The sequence below is a fragment of the Nocardioides kribbensis genome, from assembly GCF_015070375.1.
In the GTDB taxonomy this organism is placed as follows: Bacteria; Actinomycetota; Actinomycetes; order Propionibacteriales; family Nocardioidaceae; genus Nocardioides; species Nocardioides kribbensis.
Genome location: NZ_JADCLL010000004.1, coordinates 14,730 through 32,493 on the forward strand (window position 1 = coordinate 14,730; position 17,764 = coordinate 32,493).

Here is a 17,764-nt window from a genome sequence, read left to right on the forward strand (position 1 = left end):
CACCACGGTGACGGCGGTCCCTGCCGGCACCGGCGGTCGGCGGGCCCACCAGCGCGCGCCGTGGCCGCTGGTGCTCATCGGGCTCCTCGTCGCGGCCGCCTCCCTCGTCCCCCTCGGCTACGTGCTGTGGACCACCTCCGAGCTCGAGCCCGGGCAGGCGAGCGACTTCCTGGTCCGCCCGCGCGTGGGCGAGCTGCTGTGGAACACCGTGCGCCTGCTGCTCGTCGGGACCGCGCTCAGCGTGGCCCTCGGCACGGCCGCGGCGTGGGTGGTCGAGCGCACCGACCTGCCCGGGCGCGGCTGGTGGCACGGCCTGCTGTGCGCGCCGCTCGCGGTGCCCGCCTTCGTCAACGGCTACGGCTGGGTCTCCACCACCCACGCCGTGCAGAGCTTCGGCGGTGCCGTCCTGGTGGTGACGCTGTCCTACTACCCGCTGGTCTACCTGCCCACGGTCGCCGCGCTGCGCCGGCTCGACCCCAGCGTCGAGGAGGTGGCGCAGTCGCTGGGCCACGGGGCCCGCGGCGTCTTCTGGCGGGTCACGCTGCCCGCCATCAGCCCGGCGGTCCTGGGCGGCGCCCTCCTCGTCGGGCTCCACCTCCTCGCCGAGTACGGCGCACTGCAGCTGCTCAACTACCCCACGCTGACCACCGCGATCCTCCAGCAGTACGCCACCGTGTTCAACGGACCGCAGGCCACGCTGCTCGCCCTGGTGCTGGTCGGCTTCTGCGCCGTGCTGCTCGTCCTCGAGCTGGCCCTGCGCGGGCGTCGGCGGCGCTCGCGCGTCGGGTCGGGGGTCAGCCGGACCGGCGAGCGCGTCCCCCTCGGGCGGAGCAGGGCCGCCGTCGTCGCCGGCCTCTCCCTCCTGGTCGCCCTGGCGCTCGTGGTGCCCGTGGCGAGCCTGCTGCGGTGGCTGGTGCGGGGCACCTCCACCCGGCTGGACGTCGACTCCCTGCTCGGTGCCCTCGGCTCCACCCTGGCCCTGGCCGCGGCCGGCGGTGCGCTGGCCACCGCGCTCGCGGTGCCGGTCGTGTGGCTCGCGGTCAGGCACCGCGGCCCGCTGGCCACGCTCGTCGAGCGCAGCACCTACGTCGCGGGGTCGCTGCCCGGCATCGTGGTCGCGCTCGCCCTCGTCACCGTGTCGATCCGGGTGCTGCCCGCGCTCTACCAGACGGTGGTGGTGCTGCTCGCGGCGTACGCCGTGCTGTTCCTGCCGCGCGCCGTGGTCAGCGTGCGCGCGTCGCTGGAGCTCGTGCCACCCGGTCTCGACGAGGTGGCCCGGTCGCTCGGCTGCTCGGGCCCGGCGGCGGCCGCGCGGGTGACCGTGCCCCTCGTGGCGCCGGGCCTGGCCGCCTCGGTGGCGCTCGTGTCGCTCGCGGTCTCGACCGAGCTGACCGCCACGCTCCTCCTGGCCCCCATCGGCACGGAGACCCTCTCGACCCGCTTCTGGTCCGACGCCTCCTCGGTCGCCTACGGCGCCGCGGCCCCCTACGCCCTCGCGCTGGTGCTGCTGTCGGTGCCGGCGACATGGCTGCTGGGCCGCGTCTCGCTCGGAGGGGCGTCATGACGGCCGCACCGCCCGCACCGCCAGCGCTGGAGGCGCGCGGCCTGAGCGTGGGCTACGGCGACGGCGACGTCGTCCACGACCTCGACCTCACCGTGACCGACGGGGTCACCGCCATCCTCGGCCCGTCGGGCTGCGGCAAGACCACGCTGCTGCGCACCGTCGCCGGGTTCGTCACCCCCCGCACGGGAACCGTCACGGTGGCCGGCCGGCCCGTGGTCGCCGACCGCACCGCGGTCGCCCCGCGGCACCGGCGGCTCGGCTACGTGCCGCAGGAGGGCGGGCTCTTCCCCCACCTCGACGTCGCGGCCAACGTGGTCTTCGGGCTCCCGCGCTCCCAGCGACGGGCCGCACGCGCCACCGTCGCGAGCCTCCTCGAGCTCGTCGACCTCCCCGACACCCTCGCCGACCGCTATCCCCACGAGCTGTCGGGCGGCCAGCAGCAGCGGGTCGCCCTGGCCCGGGCGCTGGCTCCCCGCCCCTCCATGGTGCTCCTCGACGAGCCCTTCTCCTCCCTCGACGCCGGCCTGCGGGAGGAGACCGGCCGCGCCGTCGTGCGGGCGCTGCGCCGGCGGGGTGCGGCCGCGCTGCTGGTGACCCACGACCAGGGCGAGGCGCTCTCCCTGGCCGACCAGGTCGCGGTGATGCACAGCGGACGGCTGCTCCAGGTCGGCCGGCCGGCCGCGGTCTACCTCTCGCCGGCCGACGAGCGCGTCGCCGACTTCGTCGGCCTGTCGGTGTTCCTCGACGGCACGGTCGCGGGGTCCGCGCCCGGTGCGGTGCGCTGCGCCCTGGGTGAGATCGGTCTGCGGAGTCCGGCCCCGGCGGGTCCGGTGCGCGTGGCCGTGCGGGCGGAGCAGGTGCAGGTGACCTCGGCCGAGCGCGGTGTGGCCGCCGAGGTCCTCGACACCAGCTTCTTCGGCCACGACGCCACCGTCCGGGTGCGGCTGGCCACCGGCGAGCTGGTCGTCGCGCGCACGCCGGCGGGCGTCGTGCCCCTGCCCGGGGAGAGGGTCGGCGTGGTCGTGACCGGCGACGTGGTGGCGTTCGCCTCGGACCGTCGGCCGTGACCGCGCTGCCCGCCCCCGGTCCGCTCGGCACCCGGCCGGAGCCCGACCTCGACCTGCGCCTCGACCTCGACCTGCTGGGGGGCGACCACGGTGACGTCGCCCTCGTCGACGGCGAGCGCCTGGTCACCTACGGCGAGCTCGCCGGGCTGGTCGCGGCCCGGGCCGCCGCCCTCGGCGCGACCCGACGGCTCCTCGCCGTCCGCGCCCGCAACGACCTCGACTCCGTCGTCGACCTCCTCGCCGCGTGGGCCCGGCGCCTCCCCGTCGTCCTGCTGGGGGCCGACGACGCCGCACGCCACCGCGAGGTGGAGGAGCGCTTCCTCGGGGCCGGCGACGAGGACCTCCACCCCGACCTGGCCCTGCTCCTGTCGACCTCGGGCTCGACCGGGTCGCCCAAGCTCGTGCGGCTCTCGCGCGCCAACGTCCTGGCCAACGCCGACAGCATCGCCTCCTACCTCGCTCTCACCACCGAGGACCGCGCCATCACCTCGCTGCCGATCCACTACTGCTACGGCCTGTCGGTGCTGACCTCCCACCTGCGGGCCGGTGCGGCCGTGGTGCTGACCGGTCTCTCGGTCACCGACGAGTGCTTCTGGCGCCTCGCCCGTCGCCACCGCGTCACCAGCCTGGCCGGCGTGCCCCACACCTTCGACCTGCTGGACGCCTCGGGGTTCGCCGAGCGCGACCTGCCCGACCTGCGCTACCTCACCCAGGCCGGCGGGCGGCTCGCTCCCGCCACGGTCCGGCGCTTCGCCGACCTCGGTCGACGACGCGGGTGGGACCTCTTCGTCATGTACGGCGCCACCGAGGCCACCGCCCGCATGGCCTATCTCCCGCCCCACCTCGCCGCGAGCCGGCCCGACGCCATCGGGCTGCCGGTGCCCGGCGGCGACCTGCGTCTCGCGCCGGTCGAGGGCCAGGACCTCCCCGACGGCGTCGGGGAGCTCGTCTACTCCGGGCCCAACGTGATGATGGGCTACGCCCTGGAGCGCGGCGACCTCGCGCGGGGCGGCGAGCTCGACGAGCTGCGCACCGGCGACCTCGGCCGGCAGTCCGACGACGGGCTGTGGGAGGTCGTGGGGCGCCTCGACCGCCACGTCAAGCTCTTCGGGCTGCGCCTCGACCTCGGACGCCTCGAGGAGGTGTGCACCGTCCCCGTCCGCCTGGTGGAGCACGACGGCCGGCTCCACGCGTTCGTCGACCGCCCCCGGTCGGCGGCAGCGGCACGCGCGTCGCTGCGGGCGGCCACCGGCCTCCCCCACGGGGCCGTGGTGGTGCACACGCTGGCCGCGGTGCCGCTCACCTCGAGCGGCAAGGTCGACCACGCGGCCCTGCGCCGCCACGCCGCCTCCACGGCCCGGGAGGCCTCGGCGCACGACGAGGGGGCAGGCCCGGTCACCGCCGAGCGTCTGCGCGACCTCTACGCCGTCGTGCTCGGTCGGCCCGACGCCACGACCGGCGACAGCTTCGTCGACCTCGGCGGCGACTCACTGGCCTTCGTGGAGACCTCCACGCGACTCGCCGGCCTGCTCGGCGACCTCCCGGCGCACTGGCCGCACCTGACCCCCGTCGAGCTAGCGCGCCGGACGCGTCCCGTGCGGATGTGGACCACCCTCCTCGAGGTGCCGACGGTCCTGCGCGCCGCGGCGATCCTGGCCATCGTCGCGTCCCACACCGACCTGGTGGACCTCATGGGCGGCGCCCACGTGCTGCTGGCGGTCGCGGGCTACAACGTCGCGCGCTTCGCGCTGCCGGTGGAGGGACGGCGCCGCAGGACCCGCGCGATCCTCGCCACGGTCGCGGCGTTCGCCGTACCGGCCTCGGTCTGGATCCTCGTGGCCGGGGCGGTCACCGGCGACTACCGCCCCACGACAGCGCTCTACCTCAACCAGCTCCTCGGGCCCGACCGGTGGACCGACGACTGGGAGTTCTGGTTCCTCGAGGTCCTGGTGTGGAGCCTGCTCGCGCTGGCCGCCCTCCTCGCCGTGCCCGCCGTCGACCGGTGGCAGCGGGCGCACCGCTTCGCGGCCGCGATGGCCGCCGTGGTGGGCACCGTCGCGCTCCGCTTCGTGCTCGTGGGGTGGAGCACCGCCTCGCTGCAGGAGTACGCCGTCGCGACGGCCGCCTTCTGCGTCGCGCTGGGGTGGGCCGCCGCGGAGGCCCGGACCCCGGCGCAGCGGGCGGTCGTGGCGGCGGCGGTGGTCGTGGCCCTGGCGGGCTACTTCGGCGAGGACACGACCAGGCAGGTCGTCGCGGTGCTCGGCGTCGCGGCGCTCCTCCTGCGCCGGCCGGTGAGGGTGCCGACGCCGGTGGCGCGGCTGCTCGTGCCCGTCGCCCAGGCCTCGCTCTGGATCTACCTGACGCACTGGCAGGTCTACCCGCCCCTGGAGGACGCCGGGCACCCCTGGGCCGCCCTCGTGGCGAGCCTCGCGGTCGGCCTCGCCGCGGCACGGGCCCACCGGGTGCTCCTCGCGACGACGAGGCGGCCCGGACCACCTCGCGCCGCTACCCTTCGGCGGTGACCCCACCCCTCGACGCCCCCGCGGCGCCCCCGTCCCACCGGGTCGCGGCTGCGCTCGACGTCGCGGTCAAGACCTTCCTGGTGCTGCTGCTGGTGGGCCTCGTGCTCCGACCCGATCTCGGCAACCTCGAGGGCAAGGGCGCCACCGAGCGCGCCATCGCCTCCCCCCTGCTCTCCTTCGCGCTCCCGGCGTGGTGGTGGCTGCGCGGCCGCGGGCGCACCGACTTCCCCTGGATCGCGGACCTGCTCATCAGCATCACCTGCTTTTCCGACCTGCTGGGCAACCGCCTCGACCTCTACGACACCGTCCGACGCTTCGACGACGTCGTCCACCTGGTCAACACCGGCCTCCTCACCGCGGCCTTCCTGATGCTTACCCTTCCCCGCCGGGCGACGCGCGGCCAGCACCTCGAGCGCGCTCTCGCCTTCGGCGCCACGGCCGCCCTGGCCTGGGAGCTGGCCGAGTACGCCGCCTTCCTCGCGACCTCCCAGGCCTCGGACCGCTACGCCGACACACTCGGTGACATGGCCCTGGGGGTCATCGGCTCCGCTGGTGCGGCGCTCCTCGTCCACCGAGCACGCGACGCACGGCCCGCAGCCGCCCCGCAGCGGCGCCCGGCCGCGCAGCATGAGCACATCGCCGTCTGAACCTGGAGCGGTGCCTGCTCCGACCCGATCGCTGGTGGGGTGGTGCGACTCCCACCAGGTCGCGCTCTACCTCGTCGCGATGCTGGGCGGGGCGCTGCTCGGTCTCGCCGCCCCCCGGGCCGCCCCGTCGCTCGAGCACGCCATCAACCCGGTGCTGGCGCTGCTGCTCTTCGCGACCTTCCTGGGGGTGCCCCTCGTGGAGGTCGGCCGGGCGTTCGGCGACCTCCGCTTCCTCGCAGCGGTGCTGGGCGGCAACTTCCTGGTGGTGCCGCTCCTCGCCTTCGGGCTGTCGCGGTTCGTCGCCGACGACCGGGGGCTGACGCTCGGCGTGCTGCTGGTGCTGCTGACCCCGTGCATCGACTACGTCATCGTCTTCGCCGGCCTGGCCGGTGGCGCCCGGGCCCGACTGCTGGCGGCCGCGCCCCTGCTGATGCTCACGCAGGTGCTCCTCCTCCCGGCGTACCTCCTCCTCTTCGCGGGCGGCGACGTCCTCGCGGTCGTGGAGCCCGCGCCGTTCGTCGAGGCCTTCCTCGTCCTGATCGTGGTGCCGCTCGCCGCTGCGGCGCTCGTGCAGGCGCTGGGACGTCGCCACCGCTCCGGGCGCGCCTTCGAGCGAGCCACGGCCGGCGCCATGGTGCCGCTGATGATGCTCACGCTGACCGTCGTGATCGGGTCCCAGATCGCCGCGGTCGGCTCCGAGGCGCTGCAGCTGGCCCGCCTGGTGCCCCTCTACGCCGCCTTCGTCGTGCTCGCCGTGCCGGTCGGCCTGGTCGTGGGCCGGTCCGCCGGGCTCGACGTGCCGGGCACGCGGGCGGCCGTCTTCTCCGTGACGACCCGCAACTCGCTGGTCGTGCTGCCGCTGGCCCTCGCGCTGCCCGAGCCGCTCGCGCTCGCCCCGCTGGCCGTCGTCACCCAGACGATGGTCGAGCTGCTGGCCATGCTGGTCCTCGTACGGCTGGTCCCCCGGCTCGTGCCGTCCTGGCCGTCCCGTGCCCGGTAACCGGTCACCGCTCGCCGGTAGTCGGTCGCTGCGGGCTCGTCGTCTGCTCCTTCGTCGCGGCGCTCGCAACGGATGGGTGCGAGGGCGGGTGACGTGGTCGACAGCCCCATTGCGTGATTAGCCGCCGCCTCACTGGTTCTCTGGATGACATGTCACCCAAGCGCGCCGCCCTGCTGTCCACCCTCGCGAGCGCGGCCCTGGTCGCGACCGGCGCCGGCGCCGCGCAGGCTGATGGGTCCCGCACCGACAGGTTCCCGGCCGACGGGCAGTCCCAGCTGGTCGGCCTGCAGCAGCAGGACGCCGACGGCAGCCAGCAGCTGGGCGTGCTCTCGACCTCGCACTCGGGTGAGCGGCGCCAGTCGCAGCTGCTCGGCGCCCAGCAGAGCTCGCGGGAGGGTCAGCAGCAGGCCGGCCTGCTCTCCCGGCAGTCCGACGACCGCGGGCGCACGCAGGACCAGCTGCTCGGCGCCCAGCAACAGGACTCCCGTGGCGACCAGCAGCAGCTCGGCCTCGCCCAGCAGCAGAGCGGAGGCCGCCAGCAGCAGCAGGCGGGGGCGCTGCAGGGCCAGCGCTCCGCGCCCACAGCGGCCACGCCCAGCACCCGCCTTGACCTCGCCGGTCTGATCGTCCTGGTCGTGCGATGAGCGCCGCGCCCGCCTTCGACGGTGTCCGCCTCGAGCTCACCGCGGCCCAGCGCGGACTCTGGTACGCCCAGCAGCTGGACCCCGACAACGTCGTCCTCAACATCGCGCACTACCTCGACGTGCCCGGCGAGATCGACGGCGCCGCCTACCGCAACGCCTGGGCTATGACGATCGACGAGATCGACGCGCTCCACGCCGGCTTCGGGGAGGACGCCGACGGCCCCTTCCAGCTCGTCGGCGACGGTGTGGACTGGGAGCTGCTCGAGCTCGACCTGCGCGACGAGAACGACCCGGAGGGGGCCGCCCGGTCGTGGATGGAGCAGGAGCTCCGCTCACCGGTCGATCTCGCGGCACCGCCGCTCTTCTCCGTCGCGCTGCTGCGCGTGGCCGACGGGCGCACCTTCTGCTACCAGCGCATCCACCACCTCGCCCTCGACGGCTACGGCGCCACGCTGGCGATGCTGCGGGTCAACGTGGTCTACAACGCACTCGTGCACGGCACCGACCCCGGTGAGCCCTTCACCGGTCCGCTGGTCGACCTGGTCGACGACGACCGGGAGTACCGCGCCTCGGACCGCTCCCAGGACCGCGACTTCTGGACCCGCGCGCTCGACGGCAACCCCTCGCCCACCCTGCTGGCCGACCCGCCGCAGGGCCTGCCCGACCAGCTCTCCCGCTGCAGCCGCGACGTGCCGGCGGCGACCGCCGAGGCCCTGGTGGCGGCAGCCAAGGACATGGGAGTCTCGCGCTCCACCCTGCTCATCGCCGCCTTCGCGGCCTACCTCCACCGCTTCACCGGCGACCGCGACGTCGTGCTGGGACTCCCGGTCACCGCGCGACGGGGCAAGACCTCCAAGGCCGTGCCCGGGATGGTCTCCAACATCGTGCCGCTGCGCCTCGACGTGCGCCCCGACACCGCGATCACCGACCTCGCGGCCCAGGTCTCCAGCCGGGTGCGGAGCCTGCTCAAGCACCAGCGCTACCGCCCCGAGGACATCCGGGCCGACCTCGGCCTCGGCCGCGACGCCCGGCTCGCCGGGCCGACCATCAACATCCTGCCCATCGAGGGCACGCTCGACTTCGGCGGCCACCCCGGGACCCTGCACAACCTGTCGGTGGGGCCGGTCGACGACATGTCGGTCGTCGTCTCCCGCGCCCCCGACGGCGAGGGCCTGCGCATCGACGTCGACGTCAACCCCGCCCTCTACGACACCGCGACCCTCGAGGGGCACCTCTCCCGATTCCTGGTCACCCTGGGATCGGTCGCCCGCCACCACGGCTCCACCGTCGGGGCCATCCGCATCGCCTCCGACGCCGACCGCGACGTCATCGCCGGCGCCACCCACGGCACCGCGGTCGACGTCGTGCAGCGCACCGTGCTGGACTTCTTCGAGTCCCAGGTCCGTCGCACCCCCGACGCCACCGCGCTGGTCGCCTCCGACTCCAGCGCGACCTTCAACGAGCTGGACCGCCGGGCCAACCGGCTGGCCCGCCTACTGCTGGCCCACGGCGCCGGGCGCGGCACCGCGGTCGCGGTCGCGCTGCCCCGGCGCTCGCAGTTCGCGATCAGCCTCACAGCGGTGCACAAGGCCGGCGCCGTCGTGATGCCGATCGACCCGGAGTACCCCCCGGAGCGGGTGGCCCACATGCTGGGCGACGTCGCTCCCCGGGTCGTGGTCACCGACGTCTCGGTCGCCGACCGGCTGCCCGAGCTCCCCGAGGGCGCCACGCTGCTCGTCCTCGACGACCCCGATGTCCTGACCGACGTGCTCGGCCGCTCCAACGCCCCGGTCACCGACGAAGAGCGCGGTGGACGTGTCGGCGCCGGTGACCCGGCCTACGTCGTCTACACCTCGGGCTCCACCGGCCGCCCCAAGGGCATCGTGGTGCAGCACCGCTCGCTGGTGAACCTGTTCGTCTCGCACAGTGCTGAGATGTTCGCCCCCGCGCGCGCCGCGGTCGGCGGGCGGCCGCTGCGGGTCGCCCACATCACCCCGGTGTCCTTCGACGCCGGGTGGGACCCGATCCTCTGGCTGATCGGCGGCCACGAGCTGCACCTGGTCGACGAGCGGACGATGGCCGACCCCGAGGCCCTGGTGGACTTCCTCACCACCCGCGAGATCGACTTCGTCGAGACCACCCCCACCTACATGGAGCAGCTGGTGGCCTCCGGCCTCCTCGGCCGGGCCGGCGACTCCGTGCGCGTGGTCGCGCTCGGGGGCGAGGCCGTCGGGCGCGAGCTGTGGGATCTCCTGGGCGCGCGCGAGGACCTGCTCGCCTACAACCTCTTCGGCCCGGCCGAGTCGACCGTCGACGTCGTCACCACCCGCATCGGCGGCCACGACTCCCCGGTCATCGGCCGCCCGGTCGCCAACACCCGTGCCTACGTGCTCGACCCGGGCCTGCAGATGAAGCCGGTCGGCGCGCCGGGCGAGCTCTACCTCGCCGGAGCCGGCCTGGCCCGCTCCTACCTCGACCAGCCGGGCCGCACGGCGGAGCGCTTCGTGGCCGACCCCTTCGGCGGACCCGGCGACCGCATGTACCGCACTGGCGACGTCGCCCGCTGGCGCGCCGACGGCGTGCTGGAGTTCCTCGAGCGCGTCGACGACCAGGTCAAGGTCCGCGGGTTCCGGGTGGAGCTCGGTGAGATCGAGGCCCGGCTCGGCGAGCGCGACGACGTCCGCGCCGCCGCCGTGGTCGTCCGCGAGAGCGACGGCGTGCAGCAGCTGGTGGCCTACGTCGCCGGCGACCCCGCGTCGCTGACCCCGGCCGCCCTGCGCGAGACCGTCGCGGCCGCGGTGCCGGCGTACATGGTGCCGGCGCTCTACGTCGTGCTGCCCGAGATGCCGCTGACGCCCAACGGCAAGCTGGACCGCGAGGCCCTGCCCGTCCCCACCGGCGAGGAGACGGCGGCCGGCGCGGGCCGCGACCCGCAGACCCCGCAGGAGCGGCTGCTGGCCGGTCTCTTCGCCGAGACCCTCGGACTGCCGAAGGTCGGCGTGGACGACGACTTCTTCGACCTTGGCGGGCACTCGCTGCTCGCGACCCGCCTGGTCAGCCGCATCCGCAGCGCCGCGGGCGCCGAGCTGCCCATCCGCGCGCTCTTCGACCACCCGACCGTCGCCGGGCTCGCCCGGCAGCTCGTCGGGGCGCCGCAGAGCCGCACCGAGCTGCGCCCGATGCCGCGGCCCGAGGAGCTGCCCCTGTCCTTCGCCCAGCGGCGGCTGTGGTTCCTCAACCGGCTCGAGCCGGGCAGCGCGGCCTACAACATCCCTGCTGTGCTCCGGCTGAGCGGCGAGCTCGACGCGGCGGCGCTCGAGCACGCGGTGCAGGACCTGGTGGCGCGTCACGAGACCCTGCGCACCACCTTCCCCGAGATCGACGGCGAGCCCCGCCAGGTCGTGGCGGACCCCGCGGACGTCGACCTCGAGGTGGCGCACGACGACCTCCGCGACGCCCCGGCCGAGGGCCCCGGCTGCGCCGACGACGTGCAGCGCCGCGAGATCGCCCGCGGCTTCGACCTCACCCGGGAGCTGCCGCTGCGGGTGCGTCTGATCAGGCTGGGCGAGGACGAGCACCTCCTCTCGCTCGTGCTGCACCACGTCGCCGGCGACGGCTGGTCCCTCGGCCCGCTCGCCGCCGACCTGGCGGTGGCCTACGCCGCCCGGGTCGACAACGGCGTCCCGCCGGACTGGTCGCCCCTCCCGGTGCAGTACGCCGACTACACGCTGTGGCAGCGCGAGCTGCTCGGCGCGGAGGACGACCCCGACAGCGAGATCGCCCGCCAGCTCGAGCACTGGAAGCGGCAACTGGCCGGTCTGCCCACCGAGATCGACCTGCCCCGCGACCGGACCCGGCCCCGCGAGCCCGCCGCGGCCCCGGCCGACGGCGCCGGGTCGCAGGTCGAGGTCCACCTCGACCCCGACCTGCGCGACGCGCTCGCCGCGGTCGCCCGCGCCCACGACGTCAGCCTCTTCATGGTCGTCGAGGCCGCGCTGGCCGCGCTCCTGGGACGCCTCGGCGCCGGCGAGGACGTCGCGATCGGCGTGCCGGTGGCTGGCCGCACCGACGAGGCCCTCGACAGCCTCGTCGGGTTCTTCGTCAACACCCTCGTCCTGCGCAACGACCTCTCGGGCGACCCGTCCTTCGACGAGCTCGTCGAGCGCGTGAAGTCGACCGCCCTGGACGCCTACGCCCACCAGGACGTGCCCTTCGAGCGGGTCGTCGAGGAGGTCTCCCCGGAGCGCTCGCTCACGCGCCACCCGCTCTTCCAGGTCATGCTGGCCTTCCAGAACAACGCACCGGTCGAGCTCGCGCTGCCCGGGCTCGACGTGACGGTCGACGCCGCGGCCGGGCCCGCCGGTGCCAAGTTCGACCTCTCGGTCGACCTCGGCGAGGTCGAGCGGCCCGACGGGCGCACCGCCATCGTCGGCGCCGTCGAGTACGACCCGGCGCTGTTCGACGCCGCCACGGTGCGCGACCTCGTGCTGCGCTTCGAGCGGCTGCTCGGCGCCGTCGCGAGCGACCCCGGCGCCCCTGTCGGGGCGGCCCCCCTGCTCGACGACGCCGAGCGGGCCGCCGTCCTCGGGGCCACCGACCGCCGCGACCACGCCCACCGCGCCACCGTCGTGGACGCCTTCGCCGACACCGTCGCCGCACGTCCCGACGACGTCGCGCTGCGCGTCGGCGACCTCGCCCTGGACTTCGCCGCGCTCGACGCCCGCTCGGCCCGCCTGGCCGCCGTGCTCGTCGGCGCCGGCCACGCCGGCGAGCGGGTCGGCGTCGCCCTCCCGCGCGGGGCCGACCTCGTCGTCGCGCTCCTCGCGGTGCTGCGCGCCGGTGCGGTCTACCTCCCGATCGACCTGGAGTACCCCCGCGCCCGCATCGAGCACATCGTCACCGACGCCCGACCACGCACCGTGCTCACCGACGGCGCCTCGGTCGGCCGGCTCCCCGAGGGCACCCCGACGCTGCTGCTCGACGACGAGGCGACCCGTCGCCGGCTCGCCGGGCCGCACGCCGGGGACGACCTCCCCCGGGTCGCGCCCGAGGACGCGGCGTACCTCACCTACACCTCGGGGTCGACCGGACGCCCGAAGGGCGTGCTGGTCGACCACGGCGCCCTGGGCAACCTCCACGCCCACCACCGGCACACGCTCCACGACCCCACCGCCGGCCGGCTCGGCCGACGGGTCCGCATGGCGCACACCACCGCGGTGTCCTTCGACGCGGCCTGGGACCCGGTGCTGTGGATGATCTCGGGTCACGAGCTCCACCTCGTCGACGACGACACCCGTCGCGACCCCGGGGCCCTGGTCTCGCTGGTGCGCGAGGCGGGGATCGACGCGGTCGAGACCACGCCGTCCTACGTGCAGGCGCTGATGGCCGAGGGCCTCGGCGAGACCGGTCTCAGCCTCGCCCTGCTCGGCGGCGAGGCCGTCGGCTCCGCGCTGTGGCGCGAGCTGCGTGCCCACCCCACGGTTCGTGGCGTCAACCTCTACGGGCCCACCGAGGCCTGTGTCGACACCGTCGTCGCCGACCTCGCCGACCACCCGACCCCGGTGCTCGGCCTGCCCGTCGACGGCGTCGCCGCCCACGTGCTCGACTCCCGGCTGCGTCCCGTGCCGGCCGGCGTGCCCGGCGAGCTCTACCTCTCCGGAGCCGCGCTGGCCCGCGGCTACGCGGGCCGTGCGGCCCAGACCGCCGAGCGCTTCGTGGCCGACCCGCACGGCGCGCCCGGCTCACGGATGTACCGCACCGGTGACCTGGCCCGGCGCACGCGCGACGGCGTGCTGGAGTTCGTCGGCCGCGTCGACGACCAGGTGAAGGTCCGCGGCTTCCGCGTCGAGCTCGGTGAGATCGAGTCGGTGCTGCGGGAGCAGGACGGCGTCGCGGCCGCCGCGGTGGCCGTGCAGGACGACCCGGCCGGCGCCGGCCGTCTCGCGGCCTGGGTGGTGCCCACCACCGGCGACGAGGTCGACCTCGCCGTGGTGCGCGCGGGCGCCGCGGAGGCCCTGCCCGACTACATGGTGCCCACGGCCTGGGCGAGCCTGGAGGCCCTGCCGCTGACCCCCAACGGCAAGCTCGACCGCGCCGCCCTGCCGGCTGCCGAGGCCACGGTCGCCGGCGGCCGCGAGGCCCGCACCGACGACGAGCGGACCCTGGCGCGGCTCTACGCCGAGGTCCTCGGGCTCGACGAGCCCGCCCCGGTCGACCACGGCTTCTTCGACCTCGGGGGCCACTCCCTGCTGGCGACGCGCCTGGTCAGCCGGGTGCGTGCGGAGCTGGGCGTCGAGCTCGGTGTGCGAGCCCTCTTCGAGTCGCCCACCGTGGAGCGTCTCGCCGAGCGGCTGCCCGGAGCCGCCCACGCCCGGCGTGCCGTCACCGCCGCACAGCGGCCCGCGCTCGTGCCGCTGTCGTGGGCGCAGCACCGGCTGTGGTTCCTCAACCGTCTCGAGGACTCGAGCGCGGCCTACCACATCCCGCTGGCCCTGCGGCTCAGCGGCGACCTCGACGAGGACGCGCTCGAGGCCGCCCTGCGCGACCTCGTCGCGCGCCACGAGGTCCTGCGCACGACGCTGCCCGAGACCGACGGCGAGCCGCACCAGCTGGTGCACGACGACGTCGACCTCGTGCTCGAGCGGCGCGCCGTCGCCGACGCCGATCTTGAGGACGCGCTGCGCCGCCGCGCCGAGGCGCCGTTCGACCTCGCCGTCGACCGTCCGCTGCGCGCCTCCCTGCTGACCCTCGCTCCTCAGGAGCACGTGCTGCTGCTGGTGGTGCACCACGTCGCCGCCGACGGGTGGTCCCTCGGTCCGCTGGGCCGCGACCTCGCCGAGGCCTACACCGCGCGCCGGGCCGGGCGCACCCCCGACCGGGCGCCGCTCGCCGTCCAGTACGCCGACCACGCCCTGTGGCAGCACGACGTCCTCGGCGGGACCGCCGAGGAGGGCAGCGAGCTGGCCGACCAGCTCGCGTGGTGGTCCGAGCGGCTCGCGGACCTGCCCGCCGAGCTGGACCTGCCCACCGACCGCCCGCGCCCGACGCACAGCAGCAACGAGGGCGGCGAGGTGAGGTTCGCGATCGGGGCCGACCTCCACCGCCGCCTCGTCGACGTCGCCCGCCGCCACGACGCCAGCGCCTTCATGCTGCTCCACGCCACGCTGGCGGCCCTGCTCACCCGGCAGGGCGCCGGTGAGGACGTGCCGCTCGGCACCCCGGTGGCCGGACGCGGCGACGAGGCCCTCGACGACCTCGTCGGGTTCTTCGTCAACACCCTCGTCCTGCGCACCGACACCGCCGGTGACCCCACCCTGCCCGAGCTGCTCGACCGCGTGCGGCGCTCCGACGTCGAGGCGTTCGCCCGCGCCGACCTGCCCTTCGAGCGGCTCGTCGAGGCGCTCGCGCCCGAGCGGTCCCTCTCGCGGCACCCGCTCTTCCAGGTGATGCTCACCGCCGAGGCGGAGACCCCCGGCGACCTGGGGCTGCCCGGGCTCGACTCCGAGGTGCTACCGGTGGCCGCGGGCTCGGCGAAGTTCGACCTGTCGTTCTCGGTGGCCGAGCACCACGCCGACGGCGCGCCCGCCGGCATCAGTGGCGTGCTCGAGCACGCCCTCGACCTCTACGACAAGGGCACGGCACAGGCGCTCGCCGACCGGTGGGTCCGCCTGCTCGAGCGGTGGCTCGACGCCCCCTCGACCCCGCTGTCGGCGGTGCCCCTGCTGACCGAGGTCGAGCGCGGGGCGGTGCTGCCCGACCTCGTGGACACGCGCGAGCCAGCGGCGGCGACCGTGCTCGAGACCTGGTCACGCACGGTCGAGGCGCTTCCCGACGAGACGGCCCTGGTCGCACCCGGTCCTGACGGTCCCGAGTCCCTCAGCTACGCCGAGGTGGCCGAGCTGGCCGACCGACTGGCCGGCTGGCTGGCTCGTCGTGGTGTCGGTCGTGGCGACGTCGCGGCTCTCGCGGTGCCCCGCTCCGTGGCCAGCGTCGTGGGTCTGCTCGGCATCCTGCGGTCGGGGGCGACCTACCTGCCCCTCGACCCCGGGCAGCCCGCCGGACGCACCGAGGCCGTCCTCCGGGCCGCCTCCCCCGCCGTGGTGCTGGACGCCGCGGATCTCGGCGCCGTGCTGACCGGCACCGACGCGGTGCCGGAGCTGCCGCAGCCCCCGGCCCTGCCCGAAGGTCCGCGACCCGGCGACGCGGCGTACGTGCTGTTCACGTCGGGGTCGACGGGCGAGCCCAAGGGCGTCGTCGTCGAGCACCGCTCGCTCGCAGCGCTCCTGGCGCACCACCGCGAGGCCCTCGTGGCGCCCGCCGCGCGCGAGGCAGGACGCCGGCTGCGGGTCGCGCACACCACCGCGGTCACCTTCGACGCCTCCTGGGACCCGGTGCTGTGGATGCTCTCGGGTCACGAGCTGCACCTGGTGGACGACGAGACCCGCGTCGACCCCGAGGCGCTGGTGGCGCTGGTCTCCGAGCGCGGGATCGACGTGCTCGAGACGACGCCGTCCTACGTCGCCGAGCTGCTGCGCCTGGGGCTCCCGGACCTCGCGGTCACCGCGCTGGGCGGCGAGGCCGTCGGCGAGGACCTCTGGACCGACCTCGCGACCCGACCCGGGCGAGCGGTCAACCTCTACGGACCGACCGAGTCGACCGTCGACGCGGTGGTGGCCGACCTGGCCACCACGGCGCACCCCGTCATCGGCAGCCCGGTCGCAGGCACCCGCGCCCTGGTGCTCGACGACCGGCTGGCGCCGGTCGCCCCCGGCGTGCACGGCGAGCTCTACCTCGCCGGGGCCGGGCTGGCCCGGGCCTACCTGGGTCGGGCGGACCTGACGGCGGAGCGGTTCGTCGCCGACCCCTACGGCCCTCCCGGCTCGCGGATGTACCGCACCGGCGATCGCGCCCGTTGGACCGCCCGCGGCGACCTCGCGTTCGCCGGGCGGGTCGACGAACAGGTGAAGGTGCGTGGCTTCCGGGTGGAGCCCGGCGAGGTCGACGCGGTGCTGGCCGCCGTCGACGGCGTCGCCCGCGCCGCGACCGTCGCCGTCACCGACGGCTCCGGGTCGACCGCGCTGGCGTCCTACCTGGTGGCCGAGCCGGGCGTCGGGCTCGACATCGACGTCGTGCGGACGGCCGCGGCGCAGCGGCTGCCCGCCTACATGCTGCCGGGCGCGATGGCGGTGCTCCCCGAGCTCCCGCTGACCGCCCACGGCAAGCTCGACCGTCGTGCCCTGCCCGAGCCCGAGACCGTGCGGGGCAGCAGCGGCACCCCGCCCCGCACACCGCGCGAGCGGGTGCTCGCCTCGCTCTTCGCCGAGGTGCTCGGGACGTCGGAGGTCGGGGTCGACGACAGCTTCTTCGCCCTGGGCGGGCACTCGCTGCTGGCCACGCGACTGGTGTCGCGGATCCGCAGCGCGACCGGTGAGGCGCTGCCCGTGCGGGCCCTCTTCGAGACCCCCACGGTGGCAGGACTCGCGGCCCGCCTCGACGGGGAGCCCGCCGCGGACGTCGCCGGCGCCGCGGGGCTGGAGCGGCTGCTCACCCTGCGCGCCGACGGCGACCGGGCTCCCCTGGTCGCGATCCATCCGGTCTCGGGCCTGGCCTGGCCCTACGCCGCACTCGCGCCGCACGTGGCCGACCGGCCGCTGCTGGGGCTCCAGGCCCCCGGGCTGAGCGCCGACGACCCGCTGCCCGACGACGTCGAGCAGCTCGTGGACGGCTACGTCACCGCGCTGCGCCGCGTGCGGCCCCACGGGCCCTACGCCCTGCTGGGGTGGTCGCTCGGCGGTGTCCTGGCCCACCGGGTCGCGGCCCGCCTGCTGGCCGAGGGCGAGGAGGTCGAGCACCTCGTGCTGCTGGACTCCTACCCCCACGCCGTGCCGTTCGCGGCCGACCCCGACGATCCCGAGCCAGCCCTGTCCGCCTACCGGGAGGCCCAGGGGGGCTCGGCCGACGCGCTGCTCGACCTGCTCGGGGCCGAGGGCGCGCAGCGGCTGGCCGGTGCGGTCGGCGCGGTCGGAGCGGTGCTGCGCGAGGCCGGCGACCCGCCGAGCATCGACGTGCCGACCACGCTGGTGGCAGCGACGCCGGGCCCTAAGGGCACCCCCCTGGCCGACCAGTGGACGCCGTACGTCGGGTCACGACCCACCGAGCACCGGGTCCCCCACGCCCACTTCGACCTCCTGGACCCCACGGCGCTGGTCGACGTGGGCCCTGTGGTCGGCGACACGCTCGCGGGACCACACCGGTGACGGCGCGGCCGCGAACCACCACGGTGCCCCGGCGACCCCGCGGCCACGACCACCCCACGCACCA

7 protein-coding genes are annotated in these 17,764 nt (G+C 75.7%); all 7 read left to right on the forward strand.

Annotation, left to right across the window (positions count from 1 at the left end; all coding sequences use genetic code 11):
• Window positions 1-7 precede the first annotated feature (7 nt).
• The 7 genes from IR170_RS09550 (at window position 8) to IR170_RS09580 (ending at window position 17,700) form a co-directional block, all read left to right on the forward strand.
• Window positions 8-1,564: an ABC transporter permease gene (locus IR170_RS09550; protein WP_228941375.1), complete on the forward strand. Its 1,557-nt coding sequence runs from the start codon at window positions 8-10 to the stop codon at window positions 1,562-1,564.
• Window positions 1,561-2,631, forward strand: a complete 1,071-nt coding sequence (locus IR170_RS09555; RefSeq protein ID WP_193662228.1) for an ABC transporter ATP-binding protein — start codon at window positions 1,561-1,563, stop codon at window positions 2,629-2,631. The genes IR170_RS09550 and IR170_RS09555 overlap by 4 nt, the downstream gene beginning before the upstream one ends.
• The gene (locus IR170_RS09560; RefSeq protein WP_319804997.1) at window positions 2,628-5,153 is read left to right on the forward strand and encodes an AMP-binding protein; all 2,526 of its coding nucleotides are present in this window, start codon (window positions 2,628-2,630) and stop codon (window positions 5,151-5,153) included. Before IR170_RS09555 ends, IR170_RS09560 begins: the two co-directional genes overlap by 4 nt.
• Window positions 5,150-5,800, forward strand: a complete 651-nt coding sequence (locus IR170_RS09565; RefSeq protein ID WP_193662229.1) for a hypothetical protein — start codon at window positions 5,150-5,152, stop codon at window positions 5,798-5,800. Before IR170_RS09560 ends, IR170_RS09565 begins: the two co-directional genes overlap by 4 nt.
• A 10-nt stretch (window positions 5,801-5,810) precedes the next feature.
• On the forward strand, window positions 5,811-6,800 hold the full coding sequence (locus IR170_RS09570; protein WP_319804998.1) for an arsenic resistance protein: 990 nt from the start codon (window positions 5,811-5,813) through the stop codon (window positions 6,798-6,800).
• Window positions 6,801-6,949: 149 nt separating this feature from the next.
• Window positions 6,950-7,444: a hypothetical protein gene (locus tag IR170_RS09575; RefSeq protein ID WP_193662231.1), complete on the forward strand. Its 495-nt coding sequence runs from the start codon at window positions 6,950-6,952 to the stop codon at window positions 7,442-7,444.
• Window positions 7,441-17,700: a non-ribosomal peptide synthetase gene (locus tag IR170_RS09580; RefSeq protein ID WP_193662232.1), complete on the forward strand. Its 10,260-nt coding sequence runs from the start codon at window positions 7,441-7,443 to the stop codon at window positions 17,698-17,700. Before IR170_RS09575 ends, IR170_RS09580 begins: the two co-directional genes overlap by 4 nt.
• The last annotated feature ends 64 nt before the right edge of the window (window positions 17,701-17,764 follow it).

Bases quoted from the DNA above. Each gene is read 5' to 3' on its own strand.
- IR170_RS09555 (WP_193662228.1), top strand. From the start codon at position 1,561: ATGACGGCCGCACCGCCCGCACCGCCAGCGCTGGAGGCGCGCGGCCTG.
- IR170_RS09575 (WP_193662231.1), top strand. From the start codon at position 6,950: ATGTCACCCAAGCGCGCCGCCCTGCTGTCCACCCTCGCGAGCGCGGCC.
- IR170_RS09580 (WP_193662232.1), top strand. From the start codon at position 7,441: ATGAGCGCCGCGCCCGCCTTCGACGGTGTCCGCCTCGAGCTCACCGCG.